Source organism: Salinimicrobium gaetbulicola, from assembly GCF_042676025.1.
Taxonomy (GTDB): domain Bacteria; phylum Bacteroidota; class Bacteroidia; order Flavobacteriales; family Flavobacteriaceae; genus Salinimicrobium; species Salinimicrobium gaetbulicola.
On record NZ_JBHTJP010000032.1, the window covers coordinates 1364292 to 1383414 of the forward strand.

Sequence of the window (19123 nt, forward strand, 5' to 3'; positions counted from 1 at the left end):
ATTTATAATTTTTTTAATGCAAGCTTTATCAGTGTCTCTACTGTAGCATCGGGGGCTTCCTTAACAATTCTATCTACAACTTTCTCAGATTGCTTACGGGTGTAACCAAGAGTCTCTAAAGCAGATAACGCTTCTTCCCGACTTGTATTGCTTATAGGCGCCGAAACTTCGTCGAGTCCGAACACCTTCAAAATTTTATCCTTAAGGTCCAAGATCACACGCTGGGCCGTTTTCGCTCCAATTCCCTTAATACTCTGGATCGTCGCTACATCCCCGGCGGCAATGGCTTCCATAATCTGCTTTGGCTCCAGCGATGACAACATCGTTCGTGCCGTACTCGCTCCCACTCCGGATACCGATATTAATAATCTGAATATTTCCCGCTCTGTCTTTTCCCAAAACCCGAATAAGGTATGAGAATCTTCTTTTACCTGAAGATGTGTATATAGTTTAATCGCTTCCGAAGAAGGAATAAGACCATACGTGTGAAGAGAAATGTGAATGAAATAACCAATTCCGTTGCAGTCAATAACTACATTCGTTGGATTTTTCTCAACGAGTTGGCCTTTAATGGAGTGGATCATGTGTTAAATTGGCTTGGTGACTCAAATGTAGTAAAATTAACGGGACGGCGAAAAAGGAAAAATATTCCCCGATTTTGATCTTAAAAATGAAAAAAGGCTGCCGGAAATCCAACAGCCTTTTAATCAATTCTATAATTGCTATTTTACATACCGTCTTTTCGGGCTTTGCGCTCTTTTTCCTGAGCATCTACTACCGCAACAGCGGTCATATTTACAATTTCCTCTACACTGGCTCCTAGTTGAAGAACGTGTACAGGTTTATTCATTCCCATCAAAATAGGACCCACAGACTCGGTTTTATTCAGTTCCTTGATCAGCTTGTAGGTACTGTTACCAGAATCCAGGTTAGGGAAAATAAGCGTGTTCACCTTTTTTCCGGCAAGTTTTGAGAACGGGAATTTCTTCTGAAGTAATTCTTTGTTCAGGGCAAAGTCAGTTTGCATTTCACCGTCCACTGTGAGATCAGGATAGAATCTATGAAGGTAAGCCACTGCTTCTTTCACTTTTTCAGCATTCTCATCACTGGAAGAACCAAAGTTTGCGTACGAGATCATCGCCATTACAGGCTCCATCCCGAACAACCTAACGGTACGAGCCGTCATTTGCGCGATCTTGGCCAGTTCCTTGGCGGTTGGATTAATATTTACCGAAGTGTCACTAATGAAAAGCGGACCTCTGGAAGTGTTCATCAAGTTAGTTGCAGCGACTTTTGAAACCCCTTTTGCCTTCCCGATAAGTCGGAGGAAAGGTTTTAATACCGTTGGATAAGATCTGGAATAACCTGAAAGCAACGCGTCAGCATCTCCTTCATTGATCATCATGGCAGCGAAATAATTTCGCTCTCTCATCATTAATTGGGCATCATAACGGGTAACCCCTTTTCGCTTTCTAGAGTTCCAGAAAACTTCCGCGTAACGGTTTCTGCGATCTTTTTCTTCATCAGATTTTGAATCGATGATCACTACATCTGCAGCATGGAAGTCGATCTCCCTCATCAATTCTTCGATCACATCTTTTCTTCCTAAAAGTATAGGTTGCGCGATCCCTTCATCATGAACGATCTGAGCAGCCTTAAGGACATCCAGGTGATCTGCCTCGGCAAAGACCACTTTTTTAGGATCCATTTTAGCCCTGTTCATCAATAAACGGGTGATCTTATTATCGTTACCCATTCTTTCGAGCAACTCATCCTCATACTTCTCCCAGTCGTGAATAGGATTTTTCGCCACACCCGTTTCCATTGCAGCTTTCGCTACCGCCGGAGGAACTTCTGTGATAAGTCTTGGATCGAAAGGTTTCGGAATGATATAATCCTTTCCAAAGTTCAATCGGGTTTCACCATATGCTATATTCACCTGTTCCGGAACAGGCTCTTTGGTAAGGCGTGCCAGCGCTTTCACGGCTGCCATCTTCATTTCTTCGTTGATCTTGGTCGCTCTAACATCTAAAGCTCCACGGAAGATGAAAGGGAAACCAAGCACATTGTTCACCTGGTTAGGATGATCACTTCTCCCTGTTGCCATGATGATATCCTTACGGGTAGCACAGGCCAGGTCGTAATCAATTTCAGGGTTTGGATTGGCCATGGCAAAAACGATCGGGTTTTTCGCCATTTTCTTCAGCATATCCGGGGTCACGATATTTCCTACCGAAAGTCCGAGGAAAACATCGGCCTTTTCCATAGCCTCAGCCAGGTTCTTGTATTGTTTTTTGACCGCAAACCTTTTCTGAAGGTCTGAAAGGTCAGTTCGACCGGTATGAAGTACCCCGTTGACATCGAACATGACGATATTTTCCAGCTTCACTCCCATAGCGACATACAGGTTCGCACAGGCAATGGCCGCAGATCCCGCTCCTGAGATCACTACTTTCACCTTTCCGATCTTTTTACCCGCAAGTTCTAAAGCGTTGATAAGAGCAGCCGATGAGATAATGGCAGTACCATGCTGATCATCGTGCATCACCGGAATATCCAATTCTTCCTTCAGACGCTTTTCAATTTCAAAAGCTTCCGGCGCGGCAATATCTTCCAGGTTGATCCCTCCAAAAGTAGGAGCGATGTTTTTCACGGTTTCCACGAAAGCATCCACATCTTTTGTGTCCACTTCAATGTCAAAAACATCGATATCGGCAAAGATCTTAAAAAGAAGACCTTTCCCTTCCATTACCGGCTTGGAAGCCTCTGGACCAATGTCTCCCAGGCCAAGGACAGCTGTACCGTTTGAAATAACGGCCACCAGGTTTCCTTTGGTAGTATATTTATAAGCGTTTTCCTTATCCTTATGGATCTCCAAGCAGGGTTCTGCAACCCCGGGGGAATAGGCTAATGAAAGATCTCTTTGGGTAGAATATTTTTTGGTTGGCACCACCTGTATTTTTCCGGGGTGCGGCTTGGCGTGATAGACGAGGGCTTCACGACGTTTACGTTCGTTACTCATAGTTCCCGTATTTTTCAGGACAAACAAAGGTAGGTTTTTCTTAATTAAATGCTAAGTAAATTCGGGATGGGATTGATTGATTTTGTTGTTAAAAAACCGATTCCGGCGGCACCAGCTCATTTAGTTTCTCAATATACTTTTTCGGAAGCAGGGAAAGCCCCAATTGATAAGAAGCGTTCATCCAGCCAAAGCCTGCAGTAGTGATATAATCGAACTCGGTCCCAACATTGCCATACTCGGCATACACCTTATGCGTCCTGTTCACCACATCATATTTTTCGGGGATCGTGCCATTATAATCTACCGCATTTTTAGTGATCATGTACAGCCAGCGATATATCAAATCATGCGCCTCTTTCTCGTAACCGTAATTCAGCAAACCTTCCCACAAAAGCATTTGATGAGGCGCCCATCCATTTGGATGATCCCATTGCCGCTGCACTTCATTTGTCGCGGTCTCTTCTACGGAAACTTTCGCACTCGCGAGTATACCTCCGCTGGCTTTTAGATCGTTCAATAGATTAACAAGCATCTTCTCTGCCTGTTCTTCGGAAGCTATTCCAGCCCAAAGCGGATAAAAATTAGTAGCCGAAATATACCCGATCCTTTTCCCCTTTTTGAAGTTGTAATCAAAGTAGCCGCCTTTTATTTCATCCCACAGAAAAAGGTTCACTAATACCTTTCGAAAATCGGCTTTTTCATGCCAGTATCCTGAAGTGTATGATCTTCCGGATGAAGTTGTGAAATAACCATCAAAATATTTCCCGATCAAAAATTCAAAGTCCTTCTCGTACTTATACAGCAGCGAATTGAGGTCAACAGTGTTCAGGTGGGCCGCCCGGTTTTCGAGTCTCCAGGAGGTATCGTGACCGCTTTCCCTTACACTTCTGTCGTGCCTGAAATACTGATCTAATTCTTCGTCTTTTATCTCTCCCAAACTGTACCCGGTAACAAAATCTTCCAGCGACATCCCATGTTTTTTGGCATATTCAGAAAGAACCTCGTCGAAATGCCCTTTTTCAGTCTCAGGTGGGATCCCGATCCCTTCCGCGTAATAGCGATTAAGGCCATTTGCCGTCAGTCTTTTTCCTGGCTTCATCCAGACTTCCTCATATTCCTGGATCGCGGCCTCCAAAGATCTTCTTAGCCAATCGCTGTTCTTTTCTTCGGAAGCTTCAAAAACTTCCCTGACAAAGGAACTCATGAATGGTGGCTGAGTTCGGGTTAGATAATAGGAACGATTGGCGTTGAGGATCTTCCCGTAGTGTTCTATCTGGTACACGAAATTGTCGACCATTGCTTTGGCAAGATCGATACAGTCATCGATCAGCAGCCCTACTCCTTCAAAATAACTATCCCAGCCGTACATTTCATTGAAGCGGCCGCCCGGAACCACAAATGGCACACCCATCCCATTTTCTATTTTCAGGGCCAGGAGTCCGGGTTTATCATTGATCGATTTAACATACTCCGGTGTTATTTTCTTCGGAAGGACCTCCATCTTAAAATCAGGATACTCCTTTTGCAGATCCAGGTAATATTCGATCCCAACAGAATCTGTAGCCGGAACATACAAACGCCGGACATCTCCCGAAGCTTTTGTGTCCTTCAAAATATGCTTAAGCCCTTTACGGTCGATGCTTCGGGTGAGATCATCCCAGAAAAAATCTTTGATCCTTCGTGAAATTCGGGTGGCAGGTTCTTCCCTGATCTTTCTCAGTGAGATCTGCAGACTATCCTTGCCTTGAATATCGGCTAAAGCCAATTCCTGAAGTAAGTTTGAAAGATAATAGACCTTAGAAAGGCTCACAGAATCCCCTTTTTGACTCAGCATCCAAAAAGGGCTTTTTATGCTGTCTTCAACGGTGATCTTTTTATCCTCATCTGTATCTGCTTGCGAAAGTAGCCGCGACATTTCATGTTCTATATTCAGAATAAATTCAGGATCCTGGGAAAATCCGGAAACAGAGATAGAAAGCAGTAAAAGTGTTAGAAACCATTTCCTGAGGACCATAGAATTGAATTTTGCAGTCTTTAATTTACAAAATCCAATCTTAGCTTAAAACTTACACAGACTATTAACTGTCTTTTAAAAACTGAATATTGCGGGTGAGTCCGCTAAATTTTGTCCTTTTCACCGCCGACTTCTTGAATATCTTCCGGAAAGTTTCCTCGGTGATCTCCTCCCAATCCTTTTTGCTCATGGAAAGCAATTCCGGATGGGGATCAAATAATGGCTGAGAATGCGGTTTTGAAAAACGGTTCCACGGGCACACATCCTGGCAAACATCACAGCCAAACATCCAGTCATCAAATTTCCCTTTCATTTCGGTGGGCAATTGATCTTTCAGTTCTATCGTGAAATAAGAAATACATTTGCTGCCGTCAACTTTATAGGGTTCCACGATCGCATCAGTGGGACAAGCGTCTATACAGGCTGTGCAACTTCCGCAGTGATCGGTGACAGGGGAATCATATTCCAGTTCGAGGTCCACGATCAATTCGGCCACAAAAAAGAAAGATCCCAACTTTTTAGAGAGCAGGTTAGTGTTCTTCCCGATCCAGCCTAGTCCGCTTTTAGCTGCCCAGGCTTTATCCAGCACCGGCGCAGAATCTACAAAAGCGCGACCGTCAACCTCTCCTATCTCCTGCCTCATAAACTCCAGCAAGTGCTTCAGTTTATCCTTTATCACAAAATGGTAATCGGTACCATACGTGTATTTACTGATCTTGTAAGTGTCTTCCCGCTGGGTGGTTTCGGGATAATAATTAAGCAGCAGGGAAATGACACTTTTTGAACCTTCAACGAGTTTGGTGGGGTCGAGGCGTTTATCGAAATGATTTTCCATATACCTCATTTCGCCGTGCATGTTATTCTTGAGGTAATTTTCCAGGCGGGGCGCTTCATCCTCCAAAAATTCCGCTTTCGATATCCCGCAGGACAGGAAACCAAGGCGTTCGGCTTCGGCTTTGATCTGGGCGGTATATTTAGCAGCAGTGTTCATTCTTTACTGGTCTACGAAAAAGGGTTTTTCAGAAGGCATGCAAATTTACGGTTTTTGAGGAAGAATTTTTAAAAGCTCAGGAACTGCGTGGTGTAAATTTCAGGATAGCATTTTTAGGTTTCAGCGTGATCAGAGGCAGCATCTCAATCTCCTTTTTGGAGGTACTCAACTCGTATTTTGAGATCAACTCAGCTATTGTCATCACCATCTCGTACATCGCAAAATTATTGCCAATGCACTTTCGAGGCCCGGCACCAAACGGAAAATAATTGCTGCGTCTTCCTTCCGAAAAGCGATCTGGATCAAAAGTTTCAGGCTGTTCCCAGTATTTTTCATGGCGATGGATCTCGTAAAGTGAGAACAACAGATTCGATCCCTTTGGGATGAACATGCCTTCAAATTCGTCGTCTTCCACATTCACACGGTCTATGAAATATGCCGGCGGATACAATCGCATGGATTCTTCGATCACCTGCTGGGTGTATGAGCACTGCTGAATAAACTCAAAGAGGTTTTCAGATTCTGATCTTGCCTTTTCCACTTCGGAGGCAATTTTGTCCTGTACCCCAGAATTCCTGGCCAGCAATTCACAGGTAAATGTCAACGCATTTGAAGTAGTCTCATGGCCTGCGGTAAAAAGTATCAGGATCTCATCTATCAATTGTTCACGGGCCATGGCCGTACCATCTTCATAACGGGCGTCCAGTAACATATCCAACAAGTCATTTTCCCTTACTCCTGAAGTTTCCCGCTCTTCAATGAGCGTATTCAGAATCCCTCGAGCCTCATGGGTGAGATCCACACTTCTTTTGATACTGCCATTCATTTTGAACCACCAGTTCAAATATGGTTGTCGCAATTCCTTTACCAGCATTTTTTGAGCGGCTTCGGTAATATATTGAAGCCGGTCGATCTCCTTTTGTCCTACAGCACTGCTAAAAAGCGATTTTACAACGGTCTGGAATGCCAGGTCATTGAACACCGGAAAAATGTCCATTTTTTTGCCGGGTTTTATCATTTTAAGCTCTCCCAGAATGGCTTCACGTATGCTGTCTAAAAGGGATTTAAGCTGCTTCTTGTGAAAAGCAGGCTGGATCAATTTTCTTTGTTTCTTCCACAACTCCCCTTCCGCGGTAAGGAGTCCGTGACCAAGGTATTTGGCAAGGTCTACCGTCTGGATGGGAGATTTGGTGTAATTCTTATAATTCTTCTGAAGCACATATTCGGCAAACCCGGCATCGCGGGAAAAAACAACCTTCTGTCCCAGACCTATCGTCAGCCTGAAGGTATCGCCCAACTCTGTGAAAATCTGGTGATGAAATGGAAGCGGATTACGCAAAATCCGACCGGCATTGGCATAGAACCTTAACTGCGAAACTGTCGGAATTTGTTTCATGATTTACAAAATACAAAAGTTTATAACCCAAAAGGGTTTCAAAAAGGGCATTTTAGAAGAGTCCTCCCTGGATGCCTCCACGCTCTCTGCCAAGGTGCCTGTAAGCGGCTTCGGTTACTTCACGACCTCTTGGAGTTCTCACAATAAAACCTTGTTGGATTAGGAATGGTTCGTACACCTCTTCGATAGTTTCGGCACTTTCACTAACCGCAGTTGCCAGGGTAGTTATCCCAACGGGACCGCCCTTGAACTTATCGATGATGGTTGTAAGGATCTTATTATCCATTTCATCAAGGCCGTGGGCATCTACATTGAGCGCCTTTAAACTGTACCTGGCGATCTCTATATCGATCTTCCCATTCCCTTTGATCTGGGCGAAATCACGAACCCTTCTTAATAACGCGTTGGCGATACGCGGAGTTCCCCGGCTACGACCTGCAATTTCAATGGCCGCCTCCATAGTGATAGGAACTTTTAAGATTTGAGCACTTCTCTGAACGATATCAGAAAGTAATTCAGTGGTGTAATATTCCAGTCGGCTGGAAATCCCGAAACGGGCACGCATAGGCGCTGTTAACAATCCGCTTCTGGTAGTAGCTCCAATAAGGGTAAAAGGATTCAGATTTATCTGGACAGACCGCGCATTCGGTCCTGTTTCGATCATGATATCGATCTTGTAATCTTCCATGGCCGAGTACAAGTACTCTTCTACCACAGCGCTTAATCGATGGATCTCATCAATGAAGAGCACATCCCTTTCATCAAGATTTGTAAGCAGTCCAGCAAGATCACCCGGTTTGTCCAATACAGGGCCAGAGGTGACCTTTATCCCGACATTAAGCTCATTGGCCAGGATATGCGCCAAAGTGGTCTTACCAAGCCCCGGAGGTCCATGAAAGAGCGTATGGTCAAGGGCTTCCCCTCTTTGATTGGCAGCCTCCACGAACACCTTCAAATTATCCAAAACCTGATCCTGACCCGCAAAATCATCAAATTCAAGGGGTCTTAAGGCTCTTTCGATATCCATTTCTTCAGAAGAAAAGTTTTCCCCTGTAGGATCAAGGTGTTCGTTCATTGTCAATTTTTTAGGTTCAACAAAGATAAAAGAAAAAGCCTTTTCGGAATGAAAAGGCTTTTTCTTTTATCTAATTCAGGCTTTGACCTAGTGGTTCAACTCCTCTTCATCTTTTTGAAGCGGCACTGTTTGCGGTGCAAAATCCTGTCCGGGGATCACATATTCCCCTTTTTCATTTGTTTTACTGTAGTCATACGCCCAACGGTAAACAGTTGGAAGTTCTCCAGGCCAGTTCCCGTGGATACCTTTTACAGGAGTAGTCCATTCTAACGTATTTGCATTCCAAGGGTTGGCAGTTGCTTTCTTTCCGAAGAAAATAGAATGGATAAAGTTATAAAGGAATACCAATTGAACCAAGGCAGTGATGATAGCAAAAATTGTGATCAAAACATTGATATCTGCAAGGTCATCAAAGTATGGGAACGCGGTGTTGTCATAGTATCTTCTAGGAAGACCCGCCATTCCAACAAAGTGCATCGGGAAGAATACCCCGTAAGCTCCAATTATGGTAACCCAGAAGTGAATGAACCCTAAGTTCTTGTTCATCATTCTTCCGAACATCTTAGGGAACCAGTGGTAGATACCCGCGAACATTCCGTAAAGAGCAGAAATACCCATTACTAGGTGGAAGTGAGCTACAACGAAATACGTATCATGAACGTTGATATCAAGTGTACTATCTCCCAGAACGATCCCGGTCAAACCTCCAGTAATGAAAGTTGAAACGAATCCTATAGAGAATAGCATAGATGGGTTCATTTGAAGGTTACCTTTCCAGATGGTCGTGATCCAGTTAAACGCTTTTACTGCGGAAGGGATCGCGATCAATAAAGTTGTAAAGGTAAATACAGATCCAAGGAATGGGTTCATACCAGACACGAACATGTGGTGACCCCAAACGATCGTAGAAAGGAACGCAATACCCAAGATAGATGCGATCATCGCACGGTAACCAAAAATTGGTTTACGTGAATTGGTAGCAAGGATCTCTGAAGCGATACCCATTGCCGGAAGGATCACGATATAAACCTCAGGGTGACCAAGGAACCAGAACAGGTGCTCAAAAAGAACCGGAGATCCGCCCTGATAATGCAATACCTCACCTTTGATATAAATATCACTTAAGAAGAATGAAGTTCCAAAGCTTCTGTCCATGATCAACATCAAAGCTGCTGATAAAAGAACCGGGAAAGAAACCACCCCGATAATAGCAGTAACAAAAAGAGCCCAGATAGTCAATGGCAAACGAGTCATTGACATTCCTTTAGTTCTAAGGTTAATTACTGTTACAATGTAGTTAAGCGATCCAAGTAAGGAAGATGCGATGAAGATGGCCATAGAAGTCAACCAAAGAGTCATCCCAAGACCAGATCCTCCAATTGCCTGTGGAAGGGCACTTAAAGGAGGGTAGATAGTCCATCCTGCAGAAGCAGGTCCTGCTTCAACAAATAAAGATCCTAACATAATGATACAGGAGATAAAGAACAACCAGTAAGAAACCATGTTCATAAATCCTGAAGCCATATCACGGGCTCCAATTTGAAGTGGAATCAAAAGGTTACTGAACGTACCACTCAATCCCTGAGTAAGTACAAAGAATACCATGATGGTACCGTGAATAGTAACCAAAGCAAGATAGATCTCAGGACTCATCACCCCGTCTGGAGCCCATTTCCCAAGAAACATCTCAAAGATCTTGAAAGATTCAGCTGGCCATGCGATCTGCATACGGAAGAATACAGACATTGCTATCCCTATAATCCCCATGATAAGAGCCGTGAAAAGGTATTGCTTGGCAATAACCTTATGGTCCATGCTAAAAATATACTTCGTTATGAAAGTACCCTCATGGTGATGATCATCATGAGCGTGTTCATTAACCTGTGCTTGTCCTTCTACTGACATATTCTACTAATCTTAACTTAATTATTTTTCTACCTGTGCTACTTCTACTTCAGCTTATTTTGTGGAAGCTGTTGCCCCATCTAAAGGCTCAATGGTCTCACCAAATTTCTTTTGTTCAGCCATCCAGGCATCAAATTCAGCCTGAGTCTCCACAACTATTTTCATTTGCATATTGTAGTGAGCAACCCCACATATCTTGTTACACAAGAGATAATATTCGAATTGAGCATAATCTGGAAGTGGTTCTTCTCCCTGCTCCATTAATATCTTGCTGTTCTCTTTTCTGATCTCCTGGATCCTTGCTACTTTATCTCTCATGTACTCTGTATCCCTGATCTCTTCAGAAGTTACAGTTGGAGTAAAGGAGAACTGAGTGATCATTCCAGGCACTACGTTCATTTGAGCTCTAAAGTGAGGGAAATAAGCTGAGTGCAATACATCCTGAGATCTCATTTTGAAAAGAACAGGACGATCAACCGGAAGATGAAGCTCTGTAGTAACAACATCATCATAAGCATACTCGTCGCTTACATCAACACCAAGTGTGTTAGCTCCTTCAATAAAACGAACATTGGCCTTTCCAAGAACATTGTCCTCTCCGGCATAACGCGCGTTCCAGCTAAACTGCTTTGCATAAAGTTCAATAACGATAGGATCTTCCTCTTGATCTATGTCCATAATATCACTCCAGGTGAAAAGACCGTAAATGATAAGACCTGCAAGTACGATCACCGGAATGATGGTCCAGATAAATTCAAGTTTGTCATTGTCTGCAAAGAAAAGAGCTTTCTTCCCTTTTTCTCCCTTGTATTGAAAAGAGAAATAGAACAATAACCCCTGAGTGATGACCTGTACAAACATGATAACCGCCATTGTAATTAACAACAGGTTGTCATATTGAAGTCCGTGCTCAGAAGAGGCAGCAGGTAATGCGCGGTCTCCAAAGCTCCAGAAGTTGTAGATCATGAAAACATAAAACGCGATCCCGAAAGTCAACATATAATTACCCTGCTTGCGGTTATCCTTGTCAGTGGCAATCTCATTGTCATCATGACCTGTCGTACTCCTGGATAACTGGAATATTTTGGAAAGTTGCCAAACAGTTATCGCGAAAAGCGCTACTACTATAATGATTAAAAATACAGTCATTTTATAATTTCTTCTTTAAACAATCTTTCTTAATAATGATAATGCTCGCTTTCTTTTCTGAATGGGTTCTTAGTCACCAATAAAGGCGCTTTGGTTAACGCATTGAATACCACAAAAATAAACAATCCTCCAAAGAATGCCAGCGCACTTAATTCAGGAATACCAATGAACCATGATTCACCTACCGTCGCAGGCATGATCATCACAAAAATATCTAAGTAGTGACCACATAAGATCACGATACCGGTCATTACAACGAACCAGTTAACACGCTTGAAGTCACTGTTCATTAATAATAATAACGGGAATATAAAGTTTAGGGCTACCATCCCGAAGAATACAAGACCATAATCCTCGATACGGGTAACAAAGTATGTCACCTCCTCAGGAATATTGGAATACCAGATCAACATGAACTGAGAGAACCAAAGGTAGGTCCAGAAAATACTGATCCCGAACATGAACTTCGCAAGGTCATGGATATGGCTGTCATTGACGTATGGCAAATATCCTCTTGATTTAAGGTAGATAGTTACCAAAGCAATGGTAGTAATAGCAGATACAAACAAGCTGGCGAATACATACCATCCAAACAGTGTACTGAACCAGTGTGGGTCAACACTCATGATCCAGTCCCAAGCCATCATAGACTCAGTAACGATAAAGAATACAAGGAATCCTGCAGCAAGCTTAAAGTTCTTTTTGTAATAAGTGTTATCTGAAGACTCATCCTGTTTAAGCGAGTACTTCTTCATGAAATATCTAAAAATGTTCCATCCGGCAATATAGATCGCAGCTCTGATGAGGAAGAAAGGAACATTAAGGTATCCTGATTTATTCTGAATGATCTCGTCATGTGCAACTACTTCAGGATCCATCCACACGAAAAGGTGGTTAAAATGTAAACCGGAAAGCAACAACAAAGCGAATACGATCAAACTACCCGGTAAAAGGTAAGCGGTGATCCCTTCCATTACGCGGAACAATACCGGAGACCAACCTGCCTGCGCAGCATATTGAATGGCATAGAAAGCCAATGCTCCCAAAGCGATCATAAAAAAGAAAAATGCAGCTACATATAAAGCAGCCCATGGTTTATTCTGCAACTGGTGCAATAAGTGCTCAAGGTGTTCCTGATCGTGACCACCTTCTTCATCTAACAACATTCCGTGGTCAGCTTCGTCAGTTCTTTGAGTTTCTACCTCATGCTCACTCTGAACATAATCATAGCCTTTTGCATCATCTTCCAATTCGTCCTCAGCCTGACCGGAAAGAGGAGTTTCCAGCCCTTCTCCGTGTTCGCCATGTTCACCGTGAGAAGCAACATATTCCTTTACATCTTCTATAGTTGAAGGCGCAGCAATAAATCCGTAGACCAAGCCTAACAGACCTACCACCATAAGAATGATAGAAAATAATTTTAATTTACTGGATAGCGTGTACATATTTGATATATCTAAATGCTGTTATTCTTCGTTTTGATTGTCCTCTTCACCTGTAGTTGAAGTCTCTTTGGTTATCATCTCCTTTTCGGCATTAACTGCAGGAATCAGGTCAGTCTCTTGCTCAAAAGCTCTTTCAGGACCTCCTTCAAGATCGTTCTTCAACTTCATTACGTAGTGATCTATCAACCAACGCTCTTCAATAGAAGTTTGAGAAGCATATGATCCCATCGCGTTTAATCCGTAGTACATTACGTGGTAAACACTTCCCTCTGTAATAGCTCTTCCGGCGTCATCATAGCTAGGAATACCAAGAATCTTCTCTCTTTGTACCAATGGACCTTTTCCGTCCCCCTTATCTCCATGACAGATCGCACAATAGATCGTATAAAGAGCTTCCCCTTTATTCAAGTTCTCTTCGGTATAAGAAAGCGGGTTTTCAAGGTTAGCTTTAGCAGCTGCATAACCTTCCATTGAATTTTCATAGTCGTAAGGCTTCCATCCTCTGGATACAGTTCCCTCTACAGGCAATTTAGCCTCCTGCTCATTGACAAATACATCGTATGCTCCATATGGCTCATAAGGTACCGGTTCATACATGTTAGGCATGAACTGGTAGTTAGGCTCAGAGTTATCTGCACAAGAAATTACACTCGTGGCCAGGATTATGAATATGGATGTTTTAAATAAACTTTTCATTGGGTTTATTTGTTATCAATTAATTTTATTTCAGAAGCACCTGTATTGAATAAGAATTCAGTAAGATCTTCTGTGTTGTGATTAGCTACTTCTACTTCCATAAGGAAGTGATCATCTGTGGTTCTCACGTCTGGATTCTCAGCCGTTTTGAAAGGCCACAATTTACTTCTCATATAAAAGGTAAAAACCATAAGGTGAGCAGCAAAGAAAACCGTAAGCTCAAACATAATAGGCACAAAAGAAGGCATGTTTTGAAGGAAGCTAAAACTTGGTTTTCCTCCAATATCCATTGGCCAGTCTTCGATCATAATATAGTTCATCATAGCCGTGGCAACAGCAAGACCTACAATTCCATATAAAAATGCGGTGATCGCCAGTCTTGTTGGAGCAAGACCCATTGCTTTATCCAACCCGTGTACCGGAAACGGAGTATAGATCTCTCCAATTCTGTATCGAGCCTCTCTCACTTGCTTCACTGCCTGCAATAGCAAGTCATCGTCGGTATAAATAGCGTGTATAACTTTAGATGCCATTTTTATTTGTTTTTTAGTTGGTTTGCCTGCTGGTTCCAGTCACCTCTGTTCTCAGCTGTAGGGAAATTATCGATCACCCTATTAAGCAATACATAATCTTCTTCAGTCAAATTGCTAACCTGAGAATAAGTATAAATACCTACCTGGTGTAGCTTTTGCTCCATTACAGGACCCACTCCGTTTAACTTCTGCAGGTCATCTGCAGACTGGGTTGCAGGATCGAAAACTCCAACTCTGTGAAGCATTTCATCGATCTGGTCCTTATCTACTTCAGAGTCAGTAAGACTTTCAGTATGGGTAGTTTCTTCATGTTCATTTACCGGCTCATCTCCTCGCTTGATCCATCCTTCAGCAACATTTGAAGCTGGTTCTCTCACGATAGTATTTGTATGATCTGCATGATCTCCATGCTCTTCTCGTAGTGACTTATATTTTTCTCCGGAAGACTTCAGGATAGTTTTTACTTCAGCCTGAGCAATAACCGGGAAGGTACGGGCATAAAGAAGGAACAATACAAAGAAGAATCCGATAGTTCCAATAAAGATCCCAATATCTACGAAAGTTGGTGAGAACATCGTCCATGAAGACGGAAGGTAATCACGGTGTAGAGATGTTACGATGATCACAAATCGCTCAAACCACATCCCTATGTTTACCACAATAGAGATAAAGAATGAGAACATGATACTTGTTCTAAGTTTTTTGAACCACATGAACTGCGGAGAGAACACGTTACAGGTCATCATTGACCAGTATGCCCACCAGTAAGGTCCGGTAGCACGGTTAAGGAACGCGTACTGCTCATATTCCACACCAGAATACCATGCCATGAACAGCTCAGTGATATATGCCACACCTACGATAGAACCGGTGATCATGATCACGATGTTCATCAATTCAATGTGTTGAATAGTAATATAGTCTTCAAGATTTGACACTTTTCTCATGATGATAAGAAGCGTGTTTACCATTGCGAATCCAGAGAAGATCGCCCCTGCAACGAAGTACGGAGGGAAAATAGTGGTATGCCAACCAGGAATAACCGAAGTAGCAAAGTCAAAGGATACAATAGTGTGTACAGAAAGTACAAGTGGTGTCGCTAAACCTGCAAGCACAAGAGAAACCTCTTCAAATCGCTGCCAGTCTTTAGCACGTCCACTCCATCCAAAACTAAGAATCCCATAAATCCTTTTTTGGAAAGGTTTTATAGCTCTGTCCCTGATCATCGCGAAGTCAGGAAGTAAACCTGTCCACCAGAAAACCAAAGAAACAGAAAGATAAGTTGAGATCGCAAATACATCCCAAAGAAGCGGTGAGTTAAAGTTCACCCAAAGGGATCCGAACTGGTTAGGAATTGGGAGTACCCAATATGCCAACCATGGACGACCCATGTGAATAATAGGGAATAAACCGGCCTGTACAACAGAGAAAATGGTCATCGCCTCTGCAGAACGGTTAATCGCCATTCTCCATTTTTGACGGAACAAAAGAAGTACGGCAGAGATCAGCGTTCCCGCGTGACCAATACCTACCCACCAAACAAAGTTAGTAATATCCCAGGCCCAACCTACGGTCCTGTTCAATCCCCAGGTTCCAATTCCCGTAGATATGGTATATATTATACAACCTAACCCCCAAAGAAAAGCTACAAGCGCAATTGAAAAAACAATCCACCATGATTTATTTGCCTTCCCTTCAACCGGTGCAGCCACATCAATAGTCACATCGTGATAATTTTTATCGCCGGTTACTAAAGGCTTTCGAATAGGTGCTTCGTAATGAGACATATGCTTTTTATAATTGATTCTTTATTAAAATTTATTAAGCTTCAGATGTATTTCTAACTTTCGTCTGGTACATTACGTTAGGCTTGGTACCAATATATTCAAGTAAGTGATACATCCTGTCATCTTCCTTAAGTTCACTGATCTTACTGCCTTCGTCATTCACATCTCCAAACACAATAGCCCCCTTATCACAAGCAGCAGAACAAGCAGTCTGGAATTCACCATCCTCAATAGCTCTTCCTTCTCTCTTAGCATCTAAAATGGTCTTTTGCGTCTTTTGGATACAGAAAGAACATTTCTCCATTACCCCACGGGAACGAACAGTTACATCTGGATTCAATACCATACGACCAAGATCATTGTTCATGTGGTAATCGAACTCATCATTCTTATTATACAAGAACCAGTTGAAACGTCTTACTTTGTAAGGACAGTTGTTAGCACAGTAACGAGTACCAACACAACGGTTATAGATCATTTGGTTTTGCCCCTGTCTTCCGTGCATAGTCGCAGCTACCGGACAAACAGTCTCACAAGGTGCGTGGTTACAGTGTTGACACATTACTGGCTGGAATACAGTCTGAGGGTTATCTGCAGCGTGCTCCATTTCACCGAATTGAGAAAGAGCATCCCCAAGACCTGACATGTTTTCCTTCTTATCAAGATCCTTCTCGAAAGTATCCTCAGAAGAATAATAACGGTCGACTCTTAACCAGTGCATATCACGGTACTTACGCACTTCCTGTTTACCTACTACAGGAACGTTGTTCTCAACCTGACAAGCGATCACACAAGCACCACAACCGGTACAAGCGTTAAGGTCGATTGACATGTTGAAATGATGTCCTACAGAACGGTCAAATCCATCCCAAAGATCAACATCAGGAGAAGTTACAGGAGTTTCAACGTGATTCAAAGAAACCTCCGGCATCTTGTTCCAAACATGAGAATCTTTAGTATTGAAGATCTCAAGCGTGGTCTCCTTAATAATATCATTTCTTCCCATCAATGTGGTATGCAATTGAAGACAAGCGAACTCATGCTCACCGGCTGCCTTTTCAATCTTCACATTCTGGAATGATTTAAAATCTTTATAAAGCGGATAGGCGTTCACACCTACCTGCATTTCTTTTTGAATAGCTTCTTTTCTACCGTAACCTAAAGCAAGAGCCACAGTTCCTTTAGCCATACCCGGCTGAATGTAAACAGGAACATTCTTAAGAACCGTTTCACCTACAGTAAGATTCACATAGCTACCATTCAAAGCTCCGTTCGCCACGTGCTCATTTTCAAGCCCCATGGCTTCAGCATCGGCCCTGGATACTTTAAGGTAGTTATCCCAGGAAGCTCTGGTAATTGGATCAGGCATCTCCTGCAACCAAGGGTTGTTAGCCTGGTTACCAGATCCCATTGCAGTTGAAGTATACAACTCCAACTCAATTCCACCACCTTCAGCACCTGAAAGGTTTCTTAAAGCAGTATTATCATCGTTCACAGAAACCTGAGCAGTACCTGCCTGAGCTTCCATAGCCGGTGCAGTTCCTTCGAAAGCACCATCATGTAAAGCATCGCTCCATGACTTTGATCCTAAAGAACCGGACCAGGTTTCTTTTATATAGTTATAGTAAGATGTAGAGTTATCTGTCCATCTTAGCAACACATCCTGAAACTGGCTAGTATCAAACAACGGCTTGATAGTAGGCTGCATCAGGGTGAAATTCTTTTTTGCAAACTGAATATCTCCCCAGCTCTCTAAATAATGAGGAGTAGCAGCTACGTAGTTACAAAGCATCGCGGTCTCATCCTTTTTCATTGAGAATGCCACGGAAAGATCCACTTTCTTAAGACCTTCCAAGAATTCTTCAGCATTAGGAAGACTGTATGCAGGATTTACTCCGGCAATAAGGATCGCTCCTACCTGACCGGCATTCATATCTGCAACCAACTTTTTAACTTCGGCAGCATTCCCCTGTCTTAGCATGCGAGGATTCTCAGTATCCATCACATTACTTCCAAGTGCTTCATTGATCGCAAGAACAATTGATTGAGCATCAGAATCAGGAATTCCCGAAACCACAACGGCTGAACCTCCAGACTTCCGCAATTGACGTGCAGCTTTCACTACAGCCTCATCGATATTAGCAGGAAGTTTACTTGTAGAAGCTCCACCGGAAATATAACCATGAAGAGCCGCAAGCACCATCTTTTGCTGAGAAAGAGTTACAGGAACCCTTTTATCTGCATTCGCACCTGTAAGAGAGAAGTTAGACTCGAACTGAATGTGACGAGACATCTTTCCTTCCTTAGGAACACGTCCTTTCGCATAAGCAGCATCGTGACCACCACCAGCCCAGTCCCCTAAGAAATCTGCACCTACAGAAACAATAGTTTCAGCTTTAGAAAAATCGTAATTAGGTAAAGCACGAGTCCCATAACGAGCCTGGAATGCGTCTAAAGCAGCATCTTCAGATACCGAATCATACACAACATGCCTTACATTTGAATATTTTTGAGAAAAATCATTGATCAAACGAGAAGTAGAAGGACTTGCAAAAGTTTGCGTCAGCAAAACAATTTCTCCCGACACATTATTAAGCTTCTCCTTAACCTCTTTATCAAACTGCTCCCAGGAAACAACTTCCCCATTAGCTAATGGGCGCTGCAACCTTTTATTATCATATAGAGACAATACTGATGCCTGCACACGGGCATTCGCACCGGTATTAGCCATTGTATTGTGTTCAATCTTAATAGGTCGTCCTTCGCGGGTCTTTACTAGAACTCCTGCAAAATCAAAACCATCTGCCATAGTAGTAGCATAGAAGTTTGCCACTCCAGGAACGATACGTTCAGGCTGAACTACATATGGTATGGATTTCATCACAGGCCCTTCACAGGCAGCTAAAGAAGCTGCTGCAGTACTAAACCCAACGTATTTCAAAAAGTCTCTCCGGGAAGTACTAGAACTTTCAAGGGATTCTTTATCACCTAAAAATTCATCTGTAGGTATTTCTTCCACAAATTCTTTTTGCTGGTGCGTCTCAACAATAGAGCTTGATTCCTTTAGCTCCTCAACACTTTGCCAGTATTTCTTGCTTGATGACATATAT

The 19123-nt window shown here is 42.7% G+C and carries 13 protein-coding genes; all 13 read right to left on the reverse strand.

Features of this window, described 5'->3' with window-relative positions:
* Window positions 1-2: 2 nt before the first annotated feature.
* The 13 genes from ruvA to ACFQ1G_RS07745 all read right to left on the reverse strand — a co-directional run bounded on the left by ruvA (window position 3) and on the right by ACFQ1G_RS07745 (window position 19119).
* Window positions 3-584, reverse strand: coding sequence for a Holliday junction branch migration protein RuvA (ruvA, locus tag ACFQ1G_RS07685; RefSeq protein ID WP_380738196.1), 582 nt, complete (start codon window positions 582-584; stop codon window positions 3-5).
* Between the two features lie 143 nt (window positions 585-727).
* A complete protein-coding gene (locus ACFQ1G_RS07690) occupies window positions 728-3022 on the reverse strand; it encodes an NADP-dependent malic enzyme (RefSeq protein WP_380738198.1) in 2295 nt (764 codons plus the stop codon).
* An 88-nt stretch (window positions 3023-3110) separates the two neighbouring features.
* Window positions 3111-5036: a trehalase family glycosidase gene (locus ACFQ1G_RS07695; RefSeq protein ID WP_380738200.1), complete on the reverse strand. Its 1926-nt coding sequence runs from the start codon at window positions 5034-5036 to the stop codon at window positions 3111-3113.
* A 64-nt stretch (window positions 5037-5100) separates the two neighbouring features.
* On the reverse strand, window positions 5101-6027 hold the full coding sequence (gene queG, locus ACFQ1G_RS07700; protein WP_380738202.1) for a tRNA epoxyqueuosine(34) reductase QueG: 927 nt from the start codon (window positions 6025-6027) through the stop codon (window positions 5101-5103).
* Window positions 6028-6103: 76 nt separating this feature from the next.
* Window positions 6104-7423 (reverse strand): cytochrome P450, encoded by a 1320-nt coding sequence (locus ACFQ1G_RS07705; RefSeq protein ID WP_380738204.1) that lies wholly within the window; start codon window positions 7421-7423, stop codon window positions 6104-6106.
* A 52-nt stretch (window positions 7424-7475) separates the two neighbouring features.
* Window positions 7476-8498 carry a Holliday junction branch migration DNA helicase RuvB gene (gene ruvB, locus ACFQ1G_RS07710; protein ID WP_380738206.1) on the reverse strand — a complete coding sequence of 341 codons (1023 nt, stop codon included), beginning with the start codon at window positions 8496-8498 and terminating at the stop codon, window positions 7476-7478.
* 87 nt (window positions 8499-8585) lie between these two features.
* On the reverse strand, window positions 8586-10403 hold the full coding sequence (locus ACFQ1G_RS07715) for a cytochrome c oxidase subunit I (RefSeq protein ID WP_380738209.1): 1818 nt from the start codon (window positions 10401-10403) through the stop codon (window positions 8586-8588).
* 54 nt (window positions 10404-10457) lie between these two features.
* Complete coding sequence (locus tag ACFQ1G_RS07720) at window positions 10458-11552, reverse strand: cytochrome c oxidase subunit II (protein WP_380738211.1); 1095 nt, start codon at window positions 11550-11552, stop codon at window positions 10458-10460.
* Between the two features lie 29 nt (window positions 11553-11581).
* Window positions 11582-12997 (reverse strand): quinol:cytochrome C oxidoreductase, encoded by a 1416-nt coding sequence (locus ACFQ1G_RS07725; RefSeq protein ID WP_380738213.1) that lies wholly within the window; start codon window positions 12995-12997, stop codon window positions 11582-11584.
* 21 nt (window positions 12998-13018) lie between these two features.
* Complete coding sequence (locus ACFQ1G_RS07730) at window positions 13019-13693, reverse strand: c-type cytochrome (RefSeq protein WP_380738215.1); 675 nt, start codon at window positions 13691-13693, stop codon at window positions 13019-13021.
* A gap of 5 nt (window positions 13694-13698) precedes the next feature.
* Window positions 13699-14226, reverse strand: a complete 528-nt coding sequence (locus ACFQ1G_RS07735) for a DUF3341 domain-containing protein (protein WP_380738217.1) — start codon at window positions 14224-14226, stop codon at window positions 13699-13701.
* A gap of 2 nt (window positions 14227-14228) precedes the next feature.
* Complete coding sequence (gene nrfD / locus ACFQ1G_RS07740) at window positions 14229-16013, reverse strand: NrfD/PsrC family molybdoenzyme membrane anchor subunit (protein ID WP_380738219.1); 1785 nt, start codon at window positions 16011-16013, stop codon at window positions 14229-14231.
* Window positions 16014-16047: 34 nt separating this feature from the next.
* Window positions 16048-19119, reverse strand: a complete 3072-nt coding sequence (locus ACFQ1G_RS07745) for a TAT-variant-translocated molybdopterin oxidoreductase (RefSeq protein WP_380738221.1) — start codon at window positions 19117-19119, stop codon at window positions 16048-16050.
* Window positions 19120-19123 lie beyond the last annotated feature (4 nt).